The sequence below is a fragment of the Dyella lipolytica genome, from assembly GCF_030160075.1.
GTDB lineage: Bacteria > Pseudomonadota > Gammaproteobacteria > Xanthomonadales > Rhodanobacteraceae > Dyella_B > Dyella_B lipolytica.
The window spans coordinates 78450-97982 of sequence record NZ_BSNQ01000003.1 but is presented as its reverse complement, the minus strand read 5'-3'; the positions used below and the strand labels follow the sequence as shown (position 1 = coordinate 97982).

Below are 19533 nucleotides of genomic sequence, written 5' to 3'. Positions count from 1 at the left end.
CACTCGTAACGCTACTTGAGCAACACACCCCATCGATCTGGTGAAGATGGGGATTGGCAAACCCGTAAGGACAGGGAGCTGCGCGCGCGGCTAGGTCTCGCTCGTCCGCGAAAAAGCTTCCTACAAACTCGCGCCGTTCTGCGATGCGTGTTTTGCGTACCGCTCGCGACGCCGATGGACTTGCTTCCTCACAACCCGCATGGAGGAGTTTCCGATGGCACGCACCCTGTTACAAAAACCAATCGTTCGACACATGCTGACTGCGATGGCCGTGGCCGGCGTAGCCGCCAGTGTGCTGTATGCACACCCGGTGGCTGCACAAAACGACAATGGCCATATCTTGATTGCCGACCAGTTCAACAACCGCGTCGTGGAGGTCGATCGCAAGACGCATCAGGTGGTATGGCATTTCGGCAATGGCTCCGATCTTCCCGGCCCGCACAGCGTGGTGGGCACCAACGATGCCGAACGGTTTGGCCCACTCACCTTGATTTCGGGCACCGGTACGCCGCCGGGATTTCCGGGCTGTTCCGATACCGTCAACGGCTGTCCCGACAACCGGGTGTTTATCGTCGATCCCAATGGAGACATCATTTGGCAATACGGCCAGGCAGGCGTCGCAGGATCGGGCCCGAATCAATTGAATACACCTGTGCAGGCTCTGTTTACGATCGACTTTCCGTATCACCCAGGGCCGGCGGTGCTGATTGCGGATCAAGCCAATGAACGCATCATCGTCGTCAACCTCAATCATCAAATTGTGTGGCAGTACGGCACTACAGGTGTAGCCGGCAGTGGTCCCAACCAGCTCAACAATCCCAACAGCGGCGAGGTGCTGGAAAACGGCCACATCCTGATTGCAGATGAAAGCAACAACCGCGTCATCGAGGTCAAACCTGATCTGCAGATCGTCAAACAATTCACGGCGCAAGGCACAGTGAACGGCGCGGCCTTTGCCAGTCGCCTTCCCAACGGCGATACGCTCATCAGCGACTCGAACAACAACCGCATCGTGGAAGTCGACGGCACTGACCACGTAGTGTGGCAATACCTGACCAATACCCAGGCCGGCAGCAACCCGACACCGCTACCGACGCGGGCGGTTCGATTGCACAACGGCGATACCTTGATCAGCGATCAATTCAACGATCGTGTCATTGAAGTCAACAAAGCAGGAAAAATCGTGTTCCAGCAAGGTGCGCTCAACTCGCCCGGCGACGGGTTCAACGAGCTCAACGGTCCCTACGATGCCAAGCAGATCGGCGATTTCACGGGACTGACACCGCCGTTCGGCTTCTAGCGCCATCTAATGGCCTGGACCTGAGGCCCAAAGCCCCACTTCAGCAGTGGGGCTTTGCTTTTTGGCGTAACCGTGGGGGCCTGCTTAAGCCAGCAGAACCCCTTCAAACAGGCCGATCTGGGCGCTCCCCCGGCCACCATGAGCTATTATGAGAAGGCGACAGGCCGCTAAGTACCCACTAAGCCGGGCGCGCCAGACTCAGCGCTTGCGCCGCGAAGGACGTGCTGCCGCCTGCATCGCAAAAACGTTGCGAACGTCGACCGGTTATGTCGGAAACGCAATAGTGTCTGCCAGCTCGTAACGGTGAATCTTGAACGCCTCTCCTACGAACGTCCCATCGGAGGCCATTCCCAGGAATGGCATTTATCGCATCCTGATTTGCCGGCCGAATCATCGGCTGGGAAATATGGTGCTGATGACGCCTTTGATCGCCGAGCTGGAGCGCCTGTACAAAGGCGCTGAAATCGATTTCGTCGCGGAGGGCGATTTGGCGGCCGATGTCTTTGCGACGTTCTTTAGCGTGAAGAATATCTATTGCCTGCCCCGGCGCGGATTCAAGCACCCAATCCGCTTTCTCTCGCTGATATCCCGTATCCGCAAGACGCATTACGACTTGATCGTCGATCCGTGTGTCGGGTCGGGTTTCAGCCGCACCTTGACTCGCATTTTCAAAGGGCGGCGCAAGGTCGGCTTCGATCGTTCGGAACACGCCGCCGGCCTGACCCACGTCGTATCCGATGCCATGGCTCCGCAACACATGGCCAAACGGCCGGTCAGTCTTGTGCGCTGGTACTCGCCGCTCGAACAGGGGGAATTTCTCGGATTTCCATCACTGGATATTCGACTGACCGACGTCGAGCGAGCCAACGGCAAGACGGTTATCCAGCAGTTGCTTTCGGCGTTGCCGCCGCACCATGCGACGTGCACGATCGGCATCTTTGCCGACGCCACAGGTAACAAGCGTTACCCCAAAGAATGGTGGGACGACTTTATCAAGACGATGAAGGAGCTTGCGCCGCAGTGTGATCTGGTGGAAATCGTGCCGATGCACGGTAGGTCGATGCTCGGTGCGAAGTGGCCCAGTTATTACTCGACCAGCATCCGCCGGATGGGAGCGGTGATGTCGGCGGTTGACCTGATGATCAGCGCCGATTGCGGTGTGATGCATCTGTCCGTGGCATCGCGCGTTCCCACGGTGGGTCTGTTCTCCGTCACCGACGCGAATGTCTATGGCCCCTACGGCGACGGGAATAGCGCATTGGTGACGCAGGGGCTTTCGGCATCGGAGGCTGCGACGCGCGTTGTCGAAGCCTGGCCGAAGCTGTTTACGGCGTCCGCCGCATCGCCAAAGCCGATGAATCGCGCCGAGGCGACGTCTGCCCTACCCGCCTCGTCCATTACAAATTAATAACATTTCGCTAAGCAACGCCCGAGAACCACCCCCAGACTTGCTTCGGTAAGTTCGTGAAACCTCCTGTTTATAAGCCTTTGAGCGGCTTCGGCTGGCGGCGTGCATGGTTGGGTCGGGGGTGGGTCCCGCCTCGTTTAGGGCACTGCTTCGGCGTCATATCGACCGACATTTGCTACGCTTGACGCGATAGTTACCGTGCAAACGACGTCACGGCGGCAGGGGAAGCCTGCGCCGACGTGAAAAACACACCTCAAGAGAGCCTAGATGGAAACGTCAGAAAGCGGCTGGCTTGCGTTGGGATTGATCGGCCAGACCGTTTTTTCCGCACGCTTCCTGCTCCAGTGGATTTATAGCGAATACAAACGGCACAGTGTCATACCGATGGTCTTTTGGTACATGAGCATCATCGGCGGCGCACTCTTGCTCGGCTATGCCGTGTACAAGCGGGATCCCGTGTTCATCGCCGGGCAGTCCTGCGGCGTGCTGATCTATGCACGCAATCTCCAATTGCGGCTGCGCGAACGTGCCGCAACTCCCATCGAGGATGCGCCGTAATGACGCTGGATTCGCAGACCCTTTGGCTGGGCGCAGGCTTTGCCGGCCAGGCCTTCTTCGCCGCCAGGTTCCTGGTGCAATGGCTCTATAGCGAAGCGCGCGGGAAGAGTCGTGTCCCCGGCGTATTCTGGTATCTGAGCGTGGCCGGGGGCGTGCTGGTGCTCAGTTACGCCATCCATCGGCAGGAGCTGGTTTTCGTGATCGGCGAGACGGTGACCTTGCTGGTTTTTTTGCGCAATCTGCAACTTCTGCACAAATCTCCTCAGAAACCTTGATGGCCGGTTTTGCGCGCAGGCACCCACGTGCCGTGCGCTCCCTTTTGCTTCGCTAGCGCTTTGAAGGAAATTCGCGTGCCATCAACGACCTCTGCTTCTCGCACACGATGGCCGCTGATCGGGCTGATTTGCCTGGGGCTCCTCCTCGGCTTTGCGTTCCAGGGCACGCGGGGGCTGTGGAGCCCTGACGAAGGGCGCTATGTCGACGCCGCCGTCATGATGCTCGATTCGGGCGACTATCTGGCGCCCGGCTACAGTCCCGACGAGGTGAATTTCTCGAAGCCGCCGACCACCTACTGGATGATTGCCGCATCCCTGAAGGTCTTCGGCCGCAACACGTGGGCAGCGCGCATACCCCATGCGCTGGCGTTCCTGCTCACGCTGTTGGCGCTTTATGCGATGGGCAAGCGGCTAGTACCCGAAAAACCGTGGCTGCCGGGCCTGGTGTACGGCTGCTCGCTGGCTCCCTTTCTCGCCGGCAACATCATCAGCACGGATGCGTTCCTGACACTGTGCGAAGCCCTGGCCATGTTCGGCTTTGTGGCCGCGGCGTTCGGCGATGACGAGTCGCATCGGAAGCGCTACGTCTTGCTGATGTGGCTGGGCTGGGGGCTGGCGTTCCTGACCAAAGGTCCGCCAGGGCTGATTCCGTTGCTGGCGGTGATCCCCTTCATCGTGAGTCGGGACGGCTGGCGCGGACTTCGCCGCCTGTGCCCGCTTACAGGCATTTTGCTGTTTCTGGCGGTGGGTCTGTCCTGGTACCTGATCGTTATCCTGCGTTTCCCGGGACTGCTGCACTACTTCCTCCATGAGGAGGTCTACAACCGCCTGTTCACGGCCGCCCACCATCGTCATGCCGGCGTGCTGGGCTGGGTAGTCGTTTATGTTCCGACGCTGGTCTTGGGATCGCTCCCCTGGTGGCCTGCTTTAATCCGCGGCCTGCGCAGCGCTCTGTCTGCCGATAAGTGGAGAGCATGGAAGAGCCAGCATTCGGTCGAGCTTTTCCTGCTGATGTGGTTTCTGATTCCGTTTATCGTGTTCTGCCTGGCACAGTCGCGGCTGCCGCTGTATATGCTGCCGCTGTTTTTGCCCCTATCGCTGATGCTGGCGCTGGCATTGCGCGACCGCGTCGATCTGACCAAAACGAGCCAGCGAGCATGGCTTGCTGCATGGATCGTCATCCTGTTGGCATGCAAGGCCATCGGCGCTTACTACGTGCATCCCGCCGTGGATAACCGTCTGGCCGCACAGGAGTTGCGCACCATCACGAAGCCGGACACGTATGCGGCGGTGGTATTCGTGGAAAACACGGATCAGAGCTACTCGATCGAGGAGCAAACGCCGTGGGGGCTCCGCATGTACCTGGACAAATCCATCTACGGCGTTCCCTGGCATTCGCCTCAAGGCGCACAAGCGCTATGTAACGCCTTGCACAGAGAGCGTTCTACACTGGTGATTATCGATGCCGACATCAAACCTGAGGATTTGCAGCCGGCGTTGACAAGCTGCGGGGTCCGCCAGGCCACTCGCCTGGGCACCTGGCGGGACCAGGCGCTCGAACTGATCCAGATCTGATAAAGGCATGTTTTGAGATGTGTGGAATTTGCGGCCTACTGAATCGCGATGCAGCCCATCCGATTCAGGATCTCGACAAAAAGAGCAGAACGATGCTCCGGGCGATGACGCACCGGGGGCCGCACGGCGACGCATTCGCCGCGCGCCCTCACCTGGCCATCGCCAGCAACCGCCTCGCTATCCGCGGCGTGGATCAACAACAGCCACCGCTGATCGAGCACGAGTCCGGCATCATCGTCGCGTGCAATGGCGAAATCGACAATCATCGCGAATTGCGGCGTTCGCTCGCCGCCGCCGGGCATGACATCACGCTCAGCACCGATGTAGCGGTGATCGCTCCGCTTTATCTGGAAAAGGGACTCGCCTTTCTGGAACACCTGCAAGGCGTGTTCGCACTCGCCTTGTGGGATCCGCGCCATCAGCGACTGATTCTTGCGCGTGACCGCGCCGGCGAACGCCATCTCTACTACACCGCGTCGGATCACGCGGTTCGGTTCGCGTCGGAAATGGCGGCGCTTTTGACGGCGCAGGACAGCACTCCGCAGATCGATGAAGCCGGCCTCGCTCAATATTTACGCTCCGGCTATTGCCCCTCGCCGCGAAGCCCAGTGAAAGACATAAACAAAGTGAGCCCTGGCGAGATGATCATCGTCGAGCCTTCGGGTATACGTCGCCAGGACTATTGGACGTTCCCTACCGGCAAGGTCACGGCGACCGCGCCGTCGCCTAAGACCTTCGATCCGGTGTTTCGTCACGCGGTAACGCGACAAACCGATATCGATGTCGACTACGGCGTGCTGCTGAGCGGCGGCGTCGATTCGGCACTGGTAACGGCCGTAGCGCGCAGCGTGCGACCTGAAAAGAAGCTCTCCGCCTACTGCATCCGTTTTTCGGAAGCCTCGTTCGACGAGGGTGAACCCGCCGCGCAACTCGCTCATGATCTCGGCTGCGATTTCGTTCCGGTGAATGTCGCTGCACACGAATTTCCCGGCATGTTGCGCGAGTTGATCGAGGCCACCGGGGAGCCTTTGGCCGACCCTGCATGGCTACCGCTTTCGCTGGTGACCAAGCGCGCCTCCCGGGATGTGCGCGTGCTGCTCGCTGGCGAAGGCGCGGACGAGTTGTTCGGTGGCTATCCCACCTACCTCGGTGCCCGCTGGGCAAGTCAGTACGCGCGCCTGCCAAAAACCATGAAGGCCTGGTCGGAACGACTCATCGAGGAATTCCCCACCAGCGATAAGAAGGTCACACTTTCGTTCTTGCTGAAGCGCTTTATTCGCGGCCAGGAGCTCGATGGACTCGCGCGTCACTTGCTGTGGACCGCTAGCATCTCCCCGGATTGGCTTCGCCGACTGGGCGTCAATCCGCCCTCGGACGATACGCGCCACGATCCATCGGCATTGATCGACACCATTCAGCGTTACGACTTTGGGCATTCGCTGCCGGATGCCTTGATGGCGAAGGCGGATCGCGGCGGCATGTTGCACGGCGTGGAGATTCGCGCTCCGTTTCTGGATCAATCTGTCATCGAGTTCGCCGCCACCCTGCCGGTGCGGGCACGCATCCGCGGCCTGACCACCAAGGTATTCCTCAAGCGCTATGCCTTGGAGTATTTGCCGAAATCGGTGGTAACCCGTCGCAAGCGCGGCCTGTCTGTGCCCTTGGCCGCATGGTTGCGAGGGCCGCTGCGCGACTGGGCAGAATCTCAATTGTCCAGCGCGGCGCTTTTGAATGCCGGCATCAACGTTCGAGCCGCAAGGGATCTGTTCGATGAACACCAGGCGCGGACCAGTGATCACGCTCGCGCGATTTGGACGCTTATCGTGCTGAGTGAGTGGCTGGGTTGGCTCGATAGTCAGGCGCGTTCATCGGTGGGTGACACTCGCACTGAAGCAACGGCCAGTTTTGTGAGTCAAGCTAGCTAACGATCTCCGATATGCGGGTTTCCGGTGTCTCTGATACCGTGCTAAGTCACTACATCTTCCAGGGGAAGTTCATGCATCTGCGCCATCTTCCGATCGCACTGGCCATCGTGATCAGCCTGCTGGCTCTACCGACCGCGGCAGATACAACGAAGCCGACGCCGACCGCCAAGGAACTGATCGCGAAGTCGAAGCCGGAAGAATGGCGCACGCCGGATCCCGCCAACCTGCTCTATATGCAATTGCCGCAGGGTCGCGTGGTGATCGAACTGGCGCCCGACTTTACCCCGCTGCATGCCGCGAACATCCGCACTCTGGTGCACGAACATTACTTCGACGGGCTGGCGATCATCCGCGTGCAGGATAATTTCGTCACCCAGTGGGGCGACCCCAACGATGACGACAACGGCGACAAGAGCAAGATCAAACCGTTGGGCAGCGCCAAGGCCAAGTTACCGCCGGAATACACGCGGGCGATCGATTCCAAGCTGCCTTGGACACCGCTACCCGATGGCGATGTCTACGCACCGCAAGTGGGTTTCACCGAGGGCTTTCCGGCCGCGCGCGATCCCGCCACCGGCCGCGAGTGGCTGACGCATTGTTATGGCATGGTAGGCGTGGCGCGCGATATTGCCCCCGATAGCGGCAATGGCAATTCGTTGTACGCAGTGATAGGTCAGGCGCCGCGCGGACTCGACCGCAACTTGGCTATCGCCGGTCGCGTGATCGAAGGCATGCCGTATCTTTCCGGACTTCCACGCGGCACCGGCCCGCTCGGCTTCTACACGCAGGCAGCACAACGTCTGCCGATTATCTCGGTGACATTGGCTTCCGACCTGCCCCCTGCCGAACGCGAGAAGCTGCAGGTGCTGCGCACCGATAGCTCGACCTTTGCCGCGATCATCGAAGCGAAGCGCAATCGCCGCGATGCGTTCTACACCCTGCCCGCGGGCAAGATCGATGTGTGCAACATCGATATTCCGGTTCGCACTAATCCGCCCTGATCGTCAGCCGAGATCAGGGTCAACGCCCAGCTACCGATAGCCAGCCGCCTGCAGTTCGAACAGCTCGGCGTAGTGTCCGCCTGCTGCGACCAGCTGTTCGTGACTGCCCATCTCGCTGATCTGACCGTGACGCATCACGATAATGCGATCTGCCATGCGCACTGTGGAGAAACGGTGCGAGATGATCACGGCGCTGCGCCCATGCGAGAGTTCCTTGAAGCGCTGAAACACTTCGAATTCCGAACGTGCATCCAGCGCGGCTGTGGGCTCATCCAACACCAGTAACTGCGCATCGCGCATGTACGCGCGCGCGATGGCGATCTTCTGCCATTCGCCACCGGACAAATCGACGCCTTCTTTGAACAGCTTGCCCAGCATCTGCTTATAGCCCTTGGGTAACCTCGCGATCACTGCGTCGGCGATGCTTCGTCGTGCGGCATCGGTGATGCGCACCTCGTCATCGCGGGCTTCGATGCGACCCACCGCAATGTTGTCGGATGCAGTGAAGTAATAGCGCACGTAATCCTGGAAGATCACGCCGATATTGGCGCGCAATTCCGCCAGGCTGTAGTCGGACAGCGGATGACCGTCGAGCAGGATGCGCCCTTCGTCCGGGTCGTAAAGACGCGATAGCAATTTCACCAACGTCGTCTTGCCGGCGCCGTTCTCACCCACCAGCGCCAACACTTCACCCGCGCGCAGGGTGAAGTTGAGATGACGCACAGCCCAGCGCTCGGCGCCGGGATAACGGAAACCTACGTCTTCAAACATAATCCCTTCGCGGATGGGATTCGGAAATGGATGCGGGTTTTCTGGTGAAAGAATCTCTGGTTCGATGCGGAAGAACGAGAACAGGTCGTCCAGGTAGAGTGCCTGCCCCGCCACCTGCGAGAAGCCGCTCAGCAAACTATCCAACAACGTGCGCAGTCGTCGGAACGAACCGGACAGGAAGGTAAGATCGCCGATGCTGAAATCACCGCGCACGGTACGAAAGGCGATGATGGCATAGGCCGTGTAATAGCCGATCGTGCCGATCGTCGTAAACACGCCACCCCAACCCGCGCGGCGAAATGCGACGCGACGATTGGCGCGATAAATCGATTGCGACAGCTCGGCATAACGGTCGATCAGGAAGCGGTTGAGGCCGAAGCTCTTCACTTCCTTCGCCGTTTGCGCACTCGCACCGACCATGCGCAGATAATCCAGTTCACGCCGCTCCGGCGTCCACTGGAAATTCACCGCGTAGCTTTGCGCGTTGAAATGCATCTCGCCCACGAACGACGGCACCAGTGCGACCAGCAACAGCACGATCAGCCACGGCGCATAGACCAGCAGGCCGATCGCGAAACTGATGATGGTGATCGCGTCCTGCGCCTGCCCCAGCAGTTGCGACAGCAACACGCTGCGACCAGCGACCTGGCGACGTGCGCGGTCGAGTCTGTCCTGCAAGTCGGCGTCTTCGAAGTCTTCCAGATCCAAGGACGCCGCATGTTCCATCAGCCTCACGCTGGTGCTGTTGGAGTACAGCTCGGTCAGCAGCGAATCGCACATGGCGGCGACACGGCCGAGCAGATCGGCGCTTACCGCCAACGTGAATTCCAACGCCAGCAACATCCACAAGTGATGCAGCATGCCGTTGCTGAGCCATCCCGACATATCAGGATGGGGGCCGCTGGTGCGTAGCAGGTGCATCACCTCGTCGATAATCAGCTTGCCGACATACAGGGTCGCCACCGGCAACACGGCGCGCACCAACCGCAGCACCACGCTGCAAAGCGTCAGCCAATGGCTGGTGTGCCAGATGCTGAGCAGGAACGGCGGCACGTTGCGCAGGGCGGCCAGGCGCTCGCGAAGACTCGATGACTCAGGCCGCGGTTCGACCCGGCGGGGACGCGCTGACGCTTTGTAATGGCGTGACATGGCCGCTCCATGGACTGAACCCGATTAGCATGCCACGCCCACACGACGAGGGGGCGTCATAGAGCGATCGGCCTTGAGAGACAGCTAGAATGACCGACCATCCCCTACTAGCGCTTTCATCATCATGCAGCCCGTCAGCAAGGCCCGCCTGCAAATCCACTTTTGCGTGCTGCTATGGGGCTTCACCGCCATCCTCGGCAAACTGATCACGCTGCCTGCTTTACAGCTGGTGTGGTGGCGCACGCTGCTGGTGGCCGGCGCCTTGCTGTTGATCCCCAGGGTATGGCGCGGCCTGCGCGCGATGACGATGCGGCTGCGGCTGGCCTATGCAGGTATCGGCGTGTTGGTGTCGTTGCATTGGCTGACGTTCTACGCATCGATCAAACTCGCCAATGCGTCGGTGGGCGCCACCTGCATCGCGTTAGGGCCGGTCTTTCTCGCTTTTATCGAACCCTGGGTGGCGCGTCGTCGCTTCGATCCGCGTGAACTGCTGATCGCCGTCGCTGTCGTACCGGGCGTGGCGATGGTTGTCGGCGGCGTGCCGGCCGGCATGCGCATAGGTATCGCAGTGGGCGTTCTTTCGGCCTTGTTCGTGGCGCTGTTCGGCTCTTTCAACAAGCGTCTGGTCGAACATGGCGATCCGCTTACTGTCACGTGCATCGAGTTGGGTACCGGCGCGATGTTCCTCACCGTGATGGGGCCGCTCATGCCGCATACCGGACCGGCATTCCAAGTACCGCATGTGCACGACGCGGTATTGCTGCTGGCATTGGCTTTTGGCTGTACGTTGCTGCCGTTTACGCTGGCGCTCGTGGCACTACGCCACATCAGCGCATTCGCCACCCAGATGATCACCAATCTGGAACCGGTTTACGCCATCGTGCTGGCCATTCTCCTGCTGGGTGAGCAACGCCAGCTCGATGCCTGGTTCTATGCCGGTGTGGTGGTGATTTTGATGGCTGTTTTTGCGCACCCGCTGCTGCACCGTGGCGATCGCCAACCCGCGCAAGCCGAACTGTTGGGTACCGCCGAAAGCCACAACATAGTTGATTGAAGCCGCGGCTTAGCGTTTGGCCAAACGGTCGCGCATAAAGTCGATAAACGCACGCACCTTCGCGGGTGGCTGCGGATCGGGATACACCGCGTGGATGCCGCCTTCGGGCAAACGGTATTGCGCCAGCAGCACCTGCAGACGTCCGGCCTGGATATCGTCCTCGACGAGATAGTCGGGCAATACCGATACACCCGCACCGCTCAGCACCAGAGCGCGAATCGCTGCAGCGTTGTTGGCCTGCATCGCCTGGCGCATACGTACCACGCGACGAGTGCCGCTGCCGCGTGTGAAAGTCCAACGTAACGGGGCCGTCAATGCCGACATGGCAATCCACGGATGCGTGGAAAGATCCTCCGGCCGCCGCGGTACACCGTGCTCGGCAACATAGGCTGGTGTTGCCATCACCAGCTGACGAAAGCTGCCCAACCGCGCTGCACGTAGGCTCGAATCGCGTAGCCAGCCGATGCGGATGGCCAGATCGAAGCGCTCGGTAATCAGATCGCTAATCTGATCGTTGATGACCAGATCGATCTGCAGCGACGGATGCAAACGCCGGAACTCGGCCAGTGCGGGAGCGACCACCGACATGCCGTAGTCCGTCGACGTCGTCAAACGCAATGTGCCCGTCGGTGTATTACGGCGATTACCGATTCGCTCGATGGCGGCCTCGGTCTGTTCGAGCAACCGCACGCAATCGGTATGGAAAGCCGCGCCCGCCTCGGTGAGTGCCATGCGCCGCGTACTGCGTACGATCAGTGTGACGCCCAGTTCACGCTCTAGCCGCAGCAAATGCTGACTGACCATCGCCTTGGTCATGCCCAATTGCCCCGCGGCGGCGGTAAACGAACCGGCACGCACCAACGCAACGAATATGGCAAGCCGGTTGAGATTGACGTCGCGCTGCATGCACGCATCATTGTAAATAAAATATTTACAGTCAATTACCTATTGATCCGTTTATCCGACCAATACAAGGCGCGCATGCTGTGCACCATCGATTCCCCTGACGGAGATAGGTCATGAAACTGGTTCTATTCGGCGCCACCGGCCATATCGGCCACGCGATCCTTGACGAAGCGCTTGCACGCGGTCACGACGTTACGGCGATCGTGCGCGATGCCGGTCGGCTTACGCAGCGCCATGACCGCTTGCACGTGGTGGTCGGCGACATCAGCCAGCCCGCCGGCTGGTTGGCCTCAGTGAAGGGTACCGATGCGGTGATTGCCAGCGTGTCCGCGCGTCGCAACGGCGATAACGACACCATTCCTGCGGCCGCCAAAACCTTGTTGGATACGCTTCCCGGTGCCGGCGTGAAGCGCCTGCTATGGGTGGGCGGCGCCAGCAGTCTGGAGATGGCGCCGGGCGTGAAGGTGATCGACGACCCGCATTTCCCGGAGGCCTGGAAGCCAGAGGCTGCAGCCCAGATCCGCGCGCTGGATGTGTTTCGCACCAGCAAGGCCGATATCGACTGGACGTATATCAGCCCGGCCGCCTTGCTCGAGGATGGAGCACGCACTGGGACATACCGCGTCGGTGGCGACCGGCTGCTGACCGATGCCAGCGGCGCCAGCCGCATCAGCGTGCCGGATTACGCGATCGCCCTGCTCGACCGCCTGGACAAGCATGACGCCCTGCGCCAGCGGATTACCGTAGCGTATTGAAGAGCCTGTTTAAGCGGTTCGCGGCAGGCCAGGGATCTATACTCTGCAGCCCAGCCTGCCGCGACCGCCATGAATTACCGTCACGCCTACCACGCGGGCAATTTCGCCGATGTACTGAAGCACAGCGTATTGTTCGCGCTGATCCAGGCGCTGCGCGCGAAAGACACGCCTTTCGCGCTGATCGACACGCATGCCGGCAGCGGCTGCTACGCATTGGATAGCGAAGAAGCCGGCAAGACCGGCGAATATCGCGACGGCATCGCACGACTGCTGTTTCCCGATCTGCATCAAGCCGACAAGGCCGCAAGCAGTGCGCTTCCATCGTTATTGCGCCATTGGCTCGATGCGATCCTCGCACTGCCCGGCAACGAAAACGGATTGAAGCTTTACCCTGGATCGCCCTTGCAGGTCGCCCGCGCGATGCGCGATATCGACAGCGCACAGCTGTGCGAGCTGCATCCCGAAGAAGCGACGCACCTGCGCGAACTGTTTCGCAACGATCACCGTGTGCACGTGCATAACCGCGACGGTTACGAAGCACTGAAAGCCTTGGTTCCACCCAAGGAAAAGCGCGGCTTGGTGCTGATCGATCCGCCCTACGAAGCGCAAGAAGCAGAGTATCGACTGATCGAAGCGGCATTGAAGGCCGCGCTGCAGCGCTGGCCCACCGGTATCTATGCGATTTGGTACCCGATCAAGCAGCGCAGCCAAGTGCAACCGTTCTTGCGCGGTTTACAGCATGGTTTCGCCCGCCGTGTGCTGCGCGCGGAACTCTTGGTGCATCCCGACGATTCGCCATTGCGTTTGAACGGTTCGGGCATGGTCATTCTCAATGCACCGTGGAATTTCGACCAGGTACTGCGCGAACCCTTGCAGGCGATGGCGCGGCTGCTATCGAAAGAGCGTGCGGCCGAATGGCGGCTCGACTGGCTGGCGCAAGACAACGAGACAACGGCTACATCGCCAACGCGTCCAAGCCGGCTACCACCGCCGAAGCGAGCCCGCTAAGCTCGATGCTTGACCGGCAACAGCGTTGCCATGCAAGGAGCTCGTCATGTCGATACGTCACCTGTTTCCGTTGCTGCGCAGGCTTGGCCCGGTTGCCGCGCTGACCTTGGCCGCTTGCGCACCGGCTCCCATCTACAAAGCCGCACCGGGCACGCTGGCGGCACTTCCGGCCCAGGTGGCGCAGTCGCCGGAGCAATACGGGCAAGGCGATGTGATCTGGGGCGGCAGCGTGATCAGCGTGCACAACTTCCCCGATCACAGTGAGGTCGAAATTCTGGCTTATCCGCTGGATACCTCACAGCGGCCGCTGCCCAATACGCATGGTGCGGGGCGTTTTATCGCGGTCTATCCCGGCTATGTCGAGTCGTTCAACTTTCCGGGCGGCGCCTTGATCACGGTCAGCGGGAAACTCAACGGCAACCGCGCCGGTATGGTGGATCAGGCTGCATACGTCTATCCGCTGGTTAGCGTGGCGCAATCGCATGTGTGGACTGCCGCCGAATTACGCCAGGGGCATCCGGATGTGCACTTTGGCATCGGCGTGGGCGTCGGTATCCGTTGAGGTTTTCCGTTGATCTTCGGATCACGGCTCGCAACAAGGAGTGATGCATGTCCGGCCATGCCAATTCGCTCAAGGCCATCCTGCTGGCGCTGGGCGCCAACTTCGCGATCTTTGTCGCCAAGCTGGTAGCCGCTGTCATCACCGGCTCCGGCGCCATGCTGGCCGAGGCCGTACATTCGCTGGCCGATTGCGGCAACCAGGGTCTGCTGTTGCTGGGCATGCAGCAGGCGAAAAAACCGCCATCGGAAGACTATCCGCTCGGTTGGGGACGCGCGCTGTATTTCTGGTCGTTCGTGGTGGCGATGCTGCTCTTCGCCGTCGGCGGACTGTTCTCGATCTACGAAGGCACGCACAAGCTCAGCCAACCCGAGCCGCTGAAGTGGCCGTGGCTGGCGCTGGGCGTGCTGCTGTTCGGCATCGTGGCGGAAAGCATCTCGATGCGCGGCTGCATGCTCGAGGTGAATCGCGCGCGCGGCGAGCAGAACCTCTGGCGGTGGTTCCGCGAGACGCGTTCGAGCGAGTTGCTGGTGATCTTCGGCGAAGACCTCGCCGCCCTGATCGGCTTGTGCCTGGCCGCGCTGGCCATCGGCGCCACCATGCTCACCGGCAATCTGTTGTTCGATGCGGTGGGTACCATTGCCATCGGCGTGCTGCTGGTGGTCGTGGCGGTCGCGTTGGCGATCGAGGTAAAGGCGCTGCTGATCGGCCAGGGCGTGGAACCGCGCCGCCGCGCCGAGCTGCTGGCCTTTCTCACCGGGCGCGAGGAAGTGGCCGAGGTGCTCAACCTGATTACGCTGCAGATGGGCCCGGATGTGATGGTGGCGGTCAAGGCGCGCATGGCGCCAACAGCCGACAATCTCAGCCTGATCGACGCGATCAACACGGTGGAACGCGCCATGAAGGCGGAATTTGCCGAGGTGCGCTGGAGCTTTTTCGAGCCGGACGTGGCCGACTAGGCTGGGCAGACCCAGAGTTGCTGCTTATTCATGTTGCAGTGCACACAATACGCTAAAGTATGGGCATGCTTATGACCCCTGCCCGCGATTCTGGATCCCCCTCCCGGCACGCCCAACCGCCGCCGCGCAGCCGCGAGCGTTTCGCCAGCCCGCGCATCGTCACGACGGCCCGAGGCGAACATGTACACACGGCCGACGGTCGCGAACTCGTGTTACGCGATATTGAGCCGGGCGATGTCGCTGCCATGGAGCGTTGCTTCAAGCGGCTGTCGCCGCAGGATGTGCGTCGCCGCTTTATGCACGCGATGTCGGAGTTGCCGCCGCCGATGGCGCAGCGCCTGTGCCGTATCGATCCCGCGCTGGAAGCAGCTTTCGCTTTGATGGACGAAACGGTCAAGCCCGCCGAGTTGCGCGGCGTAGGCCGCATCTACGTCGATGAAGCCAGCAATAGCGCCGAGTTCTCTGTACTGGTAGAACTCGAGTGGACGCGCATCGGCCTGGGCGCCTTGCTGATGCAGCGACTGGTCGACGAATCCCGTCGCCGCGGCATCAGCGAACTGTGGGGTTATGTGCTGATGGAAAACCGCCCGATGCTGCAGCTGTGCAAAGAGCTGGGCTTCGTCGCCAAGATGCTGCCCGGCGAAGCCGGCACGGCGCAGATCAGCCTAACGCTCTGAAAGCCCCTCTCCCTCCGGGAGAGGGGTTGGGGTGAGGGTACGGGCTCGCGCGAAATTAAACTTTCCCGCTTCAACGCTCCGCTCGCACCCTCATCCGCCCTTCGGGCACCTTCTCCCAAAGGGAGAAGGGCATGCCGCACGCGCTACACTTGCGCGCTTGATCAGCGCGGCACACAGGCTGCGCCCTCCACGCAGCGTCCCCATGCCCAATCCGATCAGTCACCCGCCCCTTCCCACCTCCCCTAAGCAACGCCGCTTCTGGACCCCGCCACACGGTTCAGCGCGGGCCTTGCTGGTTGCCGAAGCCGCGCAATCGCATAGTGGGTTGTTGGTGGTGGTGGCCCGCGATACCCAGCGCGCCCATGCGTTGGAGGATGAGCTGCGCATCTTTGCCGGCTCGCTGCCGGTGCTGCATTTCCCGGATTGGGAAACGCTGCCCTACGACGTATTCAGCCCGCACCCGGAAATCGTCTCCCAGCGCATCGCCACACTCTATCAGCTACCCAACGTAAAACGCGGCGTACTGGTGGTGTCGGCAGCGACCCTGATGCAGCGGATCGCGCCGCGCTCGCACATCACCGGTTCGGGCTTGATGCTGGCCAAGGGTCAGAAGCTCGACCTCGCTGCCGAACAGCGGCGCCTGGAGGCTTCCGGCTATCGCCATGTTCCGCAGGTGGCGGAGCCAGGCGATTTCGCCGTGCGTGGCGCCTTGATCGATATCTTTCCGATGGGCGCAGCGGAACCGTATCGCATCGAACTGTTCGATGACGAAGTGGAATCGATCCGTAGTTTCGATCCGGAAACCCAGCGCTCGCAGCATCAGGTCGAGAAGGTGGAATTGCTGCCCGCGCGCGAATTTCCAGTAACGGACGACGCGGCCAAGGCGTTTCGCAGCCGCCTGCGCGAACGTTTTCCGATCGATGTGCGTCGCTGTCCGCTTTACCAGGACATGAAGGAAGGCGTGACGCCCGGCGGCATCGAGTACTACCTGCCGCTGTTCTTCGATCAGACCGCCACACTGTTCGATTACCTCGCCGATGACGCGCTGTTCGTGCTTGGCGAAGGTACGGGCGACGCGGCCGAACAGTTCTGGGTGCAGACCGCCGAACGCTACGACCAGCGCGCGCACGATATCGAACGCCCTGTGCTGCCGCCGGCAGAGCTCTACATACCGCCCGAACAACTGCGCGAGCAACTCAACAAGCGCTTGCGCGTGGAAGTGGTCGAAAGCGGTCACGAACATGCCGTTGCAGCAGGAACACAACCGGCGCCGGAACTACCGCTCAATCGCAAGGGCGAAGAGCCGGGTACGTCGCTGCGTCACTTCGTGCAGAGTTATCCAGGCCGCGTGTTGATCGCCGCAGATTCGGCGGGACGTCGCGAAGCCTTGCTTGAGCAGCTCGCCACCACCGGCCTGCGGCCGCAAAACGTCGACGGCTGGCAAGCCTTCCTTGACGATGCAAACAGGCTTGCCATCACCATCGCCCCGATGGAACAAGGCTTCGCCCTGACGAAGCCTGCGATCACGGTGCTCACCGAGCGCGAGCTGTTCGGCGAACGTGTGCGCACCGAACGGCGACGCCGGCGCGGCGCGGCGCGCGATCCGGAAACGATCATCCGCGATCTGACCGAGCTGTCCATCGGCTCGCCGATCGTGCACATCGACCACGGTGTGGGCCGCTATCAGGGCCTGGTCTCGATGGAACTGGGCGGCATGGAAGGCGAGTTCCTCACCATCGAATACGCCAAAGGCGACAAGCTCTATGTCCCCGTGGCGCAGCTGGGCTTGGTCAGCCGCTACTCCGGCACCGCACCGGAGCTGGCGCCGCTGCATTCGCTGGGCGGCGATGCGTGGGAGCGTGCGCGCAAGAAAGCGGCTGAAAAAGTGCGCGACGTCGCCGCCGAATTGCTCGCGATCTACGCGCAACGCGAAGCGCGCGGCGGTGAATCACTGCCGATCGATCGCCAGCTGGTCGAAGAATTCGGCAGTAGTTTTCCGTTCGAGGAAACGCCGGACCAGCTGCACGCGATCGATGCGGTACTGGGCGACCTCGCTGCTCCGCGTGCGATGGATCGGGTGATCTGCGGCGACGTCGGTTTCGGCAAAACGGAAGTCGCCTTAAGGGCCGCCTTTGCTGCCGCTACCGCAGGCAAACAGGTGGCGGTGCTGGTGCCGACTACGTTGCTCGCGCAGCAGCACTACCGCAATTTTGCGGATCGTTTTGCGGATTGGCCGGTACGCGTGGATGTGTTGTCACGCTTCCGCTCCACCAAAGAAGTGAACGAGGCGCTCAAGCGCCTGGCCGATGGCCAGATCGACGTGATCGTAGGTACGCATAAGCTGCTGCAGCCGGATATCAAGTTCAAACAGCTCGGCCTTGTCATCGTCGACGAAGAACAACGCTTCGGCGTGCGCCAGAAAGAGCAGCTGAAAAAGCTGCGCGCCGAAGTGGATCTGCTGACCATGACCGCGACACCGATCCCGCGCACATTGAATATGGCGATGAGCGGCCTGCGCGACCTGTCGCTGATCGCCACGCCGCCGGCGCATCGCATGGCCGTGCGCACGTTTATTTCCGCCTGGGAAGCGGCGCTGATCCGTGAAGCCTTCCAGCGCGAGCTGCAACGCGGCGGCCAGGTATATTTCCTGCACAACGAAGTGGACAGCATTGAACGCACCGCCCACGAATTGCAGGAACTGATACCCGATGCACGCATTGGCATCGCCCACGGTCAGATGCCCGAGCGCGAGCTGGAACAGGTGATGGCGGATTTCCACCGCCAGCGTTTCAACGTGCTGGTGTGCACCACGATCATCGAAACCGGTATCGATGTCCCCACCGCCAACACCATCGTCATCAACCGCGCGGATCGCTTCGGCCTGGCGCAGCTGCACCAGCTGCGCGGACGCGTGGGGCGTTCGCATCATCGCGCTTATGCGTATCTGATCGTGCCGGATCGCAAGTCGATTACCGCCGATGCGGAGAAGCGTCTGGAAGCGTTGGCGTCGCTGGAAGAACTCGGCGCAGGTTTTACGCTGGCCACGCACGATCTGGAAATTCGCGGTGCGGGCGAGCTGCTAGGCGATGAGCAATCGGGCCAGATTCAGGAGATCGGCTTCGGCCTTTATACCGAATTGCTGGAACGCGCCGTGCGCGCGCTGAAGTCCGGCAAAGTGCCCGATTTCGACTTGACCAGCGAGCACGAAACCGAGGTGGAGCTGCATTTGCCTGCATTGATTCCCGACGACTATCTGCCCGACGTGCACGCACGCCTGACGCTATACAAGCGCATCACCAGCGCGCGCGACGAAGATGCCTTGCGCGAATTGCAGGTGGAAATGATCGATCGCTTCGGCTTGCTTCCGGATGCCGTCAAGCACCTGTTCGCCGTCGCCGGTCTGAAACTGATGGCGACGCCGTTGGGCGTTCGCAAACTCGATTTCGGGGCGAACGGTGGCCGCGTAACTTTCCGCGACAAGCCCGATATCGACCCGATGGCTATTATCCGCCTGATCCAGAATTACCCGCGCATCTACAAGTTGGACGGCCAGGACAAGTTGAAGGTGAATCTGGAGCTACCCGGTTCCAGCGAACGCATTCGCAGCGCCGAGGAAATCCTGATCCGATTGGGCGCCCGCAAGGTGGCATGAG

16 protein-coding genes are annotated in these 19533 nt (G+C 61.1%); 14 read left to right on the top strand and 2 right to left on the bottom strand.

Translation table 11 applies throughout. The features are described 5' to 3' along the window. The first annotated feature begins 214 nt into the window (after positions 1–214). The 7 genes from QQL64_RS01930 to QQL64_RS01900 all read left to right on the top strand — a co-directional run bounded on the left by QQL64_RS01930 (position 215) and on the right by QQL64_RS01900 (position 8042). On the top strand, positions 215–1300 hold the full coding sequence (locus QQL64_RS01930; RefSeq protein WP_284395474.1) for an NHL repeat-containing protein: 1086 nt from the start codon (positions 215–217) through the stop codon (positions 1298–1300). A gap of 415 nt (positions 1301–1715) precedes the next feature. Then, a complete protein-coding gene (locus tag QQL64_RS01925) occupies positions 1716–2708 on the top strand; it encodes a glycosyltransferase family 9 protein (protein WP_284395472.1) in 993 nt (330 codons plus the stop codon). A gap of 267 nt (positions 2709–2975) precedes the next feature. Then, positions 2976–3266, top strand: a complete 291-nt coding sequence (locus tag QQL64_RS01920) for a lipid-A-disaccharide synthase N-terminal domain-containing protein (protein WP_284395470.1) — start codon at positions 2976–2978, stop codon at positions 3264–3266. Beyond that, positions 3266–3541 (top strand): lipid-A-disaccharide synthase N-terminal domain-containing protein, encoded by a 276-nt coding sequence (locus tag QQL64_RS01915; protein ID WP_284395468.1) that lies wholly within the window; start codon positions 3266–3268, stop codon positions 3539–3541. The genes QQL64_RS01920 and QQL64_RS01915 overlap by 1 nt, the downstream gene beginning before the upstream one ends. Before the next feature lie 75 nt (positions 3542–3616). Then, positions 3617–5116 (top strand): glycosyltransferase family 39 protein, encoded by a 1500-nt coding sequence (locus QQL64_RS01910; protein WP_284395462.1) that lies wholly within the window; start codon positions 3617–3619, stop codon positions 5114–5116. A 17-nt stretch (positions 5117–5133) separates the two neighbouring features. Beyond that, a complete protein-coding gene (gene asnB / locus QQL64_RS01905; RefSeq protein WP_284395460.1) occupies positions 5134–7041 on the top strand; it encodes an asparagine synthase (glutamine-hydrolyzing) in 1908 nt (635 codons plus the stop codon). A gap of 71 nt (positions 7042–7112) precedes the next feature. Next, on the top strand, positions 7113–8042 hold the full coding sequence (locus QQL64_RS01900; protein WP_284395457.1) for a peptidylprolyl isomerase: 930 nt from the start codon (positions 7113–7115) through the stop codon (positions 8040–8042). A 30-nt stretch (positions 8043–8072) separates the two neighbouring features. On the opposite strand, the gene QQL64_RS01895 is transcribed toward QQL64_RS01900, so the two are convergent. Further along, positions 8073–9962, bottom strand: a complete 1890-nt coding sequence (locus QQL64_RS01895; RefSeq protein ID WP_284395455.1) for an ABC transporter ATP-binding protein — start codon at positions 9960–9962, stop codon at positions 8073–8075. 124 nt (positions 9963–10086) lie between these two features. Here QQL64_RS01895 and QQL64_RS01890 point away from each other — a divergent pair, with 124 nt between their 5' ends. Continuing rightward, on the top strand, positions 10087–11016 hold the full coding sequence (locus tag QQL64_RS01890) for an EamA family transporter (RefSeq protein ID WP_284395454.1): 930 nt from the start codon (positions 10087–10089) through the stop codon (positions 11014–11016). A 9-nt stretch (positions 11017–11025) separates the two neighbouring features. Here the strand turns inward: QQL64_RS01890 and QQL64_RS01885 are convergent, their stop codons facing one another. After that, on the bottom strand, positions 11026–11922 hold the full coding sequence (locus tag QQL64_RS01885) for a LysR family transcriptional regulator (protein WP_284395452.1): 897 nt from the start codon (positions 11920–11922) through the stop codon (positions 11026–11028). Positions 11923–12035: 113 nt separating this feature from the next. Here QQL64_RS01885 and QQL64_RS01880 point away from each other — a divergent pair, with 113 nt between their 5' ends. From QQL64_RS01880 to mfd, 6 genes are all read left to right on the top strand, one after another. Then, positions 12036–12677, top strand: a complete 642-nt coding sequence (locus tag QQL64_RS01880; RefSeq protein ID WP_284395451.1) for an NAD(P)-dependent oxidoreductase — start codon at positions 12036–12038, stop codon at positions 12675–12677. Positions 12678–12746: 69 nt separating this feature from the next. After that, positions 12747–13685, top strand: a complete 939-nt coding sequence (locus QQL64_RS01875) for a 23S rRNA (adenine(2030)-N(6))-methyltransferase RlmJ (protein WP_284395449.1) — start codon at positions 12747–12749, stop codon at positions 13683–13685. A gap of 46 nt (positions 13686–13731) precedes the next feature. Continuing rightward, a complete protein-coding gene (locus QQL64_RS01870) occupies positions 13732–14247 on the top strand; it encodes a Slp family lipoprotein (RefSeq protein WP_284395448.1) in 516 nt (171 codons plus the stop codon). A 47-nt stretch (positions 14248–14294) separates the two neighbouring features. Further along, on the top strand, positions 14295–15203 hold the full coding sequence (locus QQL64_RS01865) for a cation diffusion facilitator family transporter (protein WP_284395447.1): 909 nt from the start codon (positions 14295–14297) through the stop codon (positions 15201–15203). Between the two features lie 71 nt (positions 15204–15274). Then, entirely contained in the window at positions 15275–15880 is a 606-nt protein-coding gene (locus QQL64_RS01860) for a GNAT family N-acetyltransferase (RefSeq protein ID WP_284395444.1), read from the top strand. A gap of 202 nt (positions 15881–16082) precedes the next feature. Beyond that, complete coding sequence (gene mfd, locus QQL64_RS01855) at positions 16083–19532, top strand: transcription-repair coupling factor (protein WP_284395443.1); 3450 nt, start codon at positions 16083–16085, stop codon at positions 19530–19532. The last annotated feature ends 1 nt before the right edge of the window (position 19533 follow it).

Excerpts from the sequence above, each read along its gene's own strand:
- QQL64_RS01930 (WP_284395474.1), top strand. The coding sequence starts at position 215 with ATGGCACGCACCCTGTTACAAAAACCAATCGTTCGACACATGCTGACT.
- QQL64_RS01925 (WP_284395472.1), top strand. The coding sequence starts at position 1,716 with ATGACGCCTTTGATCGCCGAGCTGGAGCGCCTGTACAAAGGCGCTGAA.
- QQL64_RS01920 (WP_284395470.1), top strand. The coding sequence starts at position 2,976 with ATGGAAACGTCAGAAAGCGGCTGGCTTGCGTTGGGATTGATCGGCCAG.
- QQL64_RS01915 (WP_284395468.1), top strand. The coding sequence starts at position 3,266 with ATGACGCTGGATTCGCAGACCCTTTGGCTGGGCGCAGGCTTTGCCGGC.
- asnB (WP_284395460.1), top strand. The coding sequence starts at position 5,134 with ATGTGTGGAATTTGCGGCCTACTGAATCGCGATGCAGCCCATCCGATT.
- QQL64_RS01900 (WP_284395457.1), top strand. The coding sequence starts at position 7,113 with ATGCATCTGCGCCATCTTCCGATCGCACTGGCCATCGTGATCAGCCTG.
- QQL64_RS01895 (WP_284395455.1), bottom strand. The coding sequence starts at position 9,962 with ATGTCACGCCATTACAAAGCGTCAGCGCGTCCCCGCCGGGTCGAACCG.
- QQL64_RS01890 (WP_284395454.1), top strand. The coding sequence starts at position 10,087 with ATGCAGCCCGTCAGCAAGGCCCGCCTGCAAATCCACTTTTGCGTGCTG.
- QQL64_RS01885 (WP_284395452.1), bottom strand. The coding sequence starts at position 11,922 with ATGCAGCGCGACGTCAATCTCAACCGGCTTGCCATATTCGTTGCGTTG.
- QQL64_RS01880 (WP_284395451.1), top strand. The coding sequence starts at position 12,036 with ATGAAACTGGTTCTATTCGGCGCCACCGGCCATATCGGCCACGCGATC.
- QQL64_RS01875 (WP_284395449.1), top strand. The coding sequence starts at position 12,747 with ATGAATTACCGTCACGCCTACCACGCGGGCAATTTCGCCGATGTACTG.
- QQL64_RS01870 (WP_284395448.1), top strand. The coding sequence starts at position 13,732 with ATGTCGATACGTCACCTGTTTCCGTTGCTGCGCAGGCTTGGCCCGGTT.
- QQL64_RS01865 (WP_284395447.1), top strand. The coding sequence starts at position 14,295 with ATGTCCGGCCATGCCAATTCGCTCAAGGCCATCCTGCTGGCGCTGGGC.
- QQL64_RS01860 (WP_284395444.1), top strand. The coding sequence starts at position 15,275 with ATGACCCCTGCCCGCGATTCTGGATCCCCCTCCCGGCACGCCCAACCG.
- mfd (WP_284395443.1), top strand. The coding sequence starts at position 16,083 with ATGCCCAATCCGATCAGTCACCCGCCCCTTCCCACCTCCCCTAAGCAA.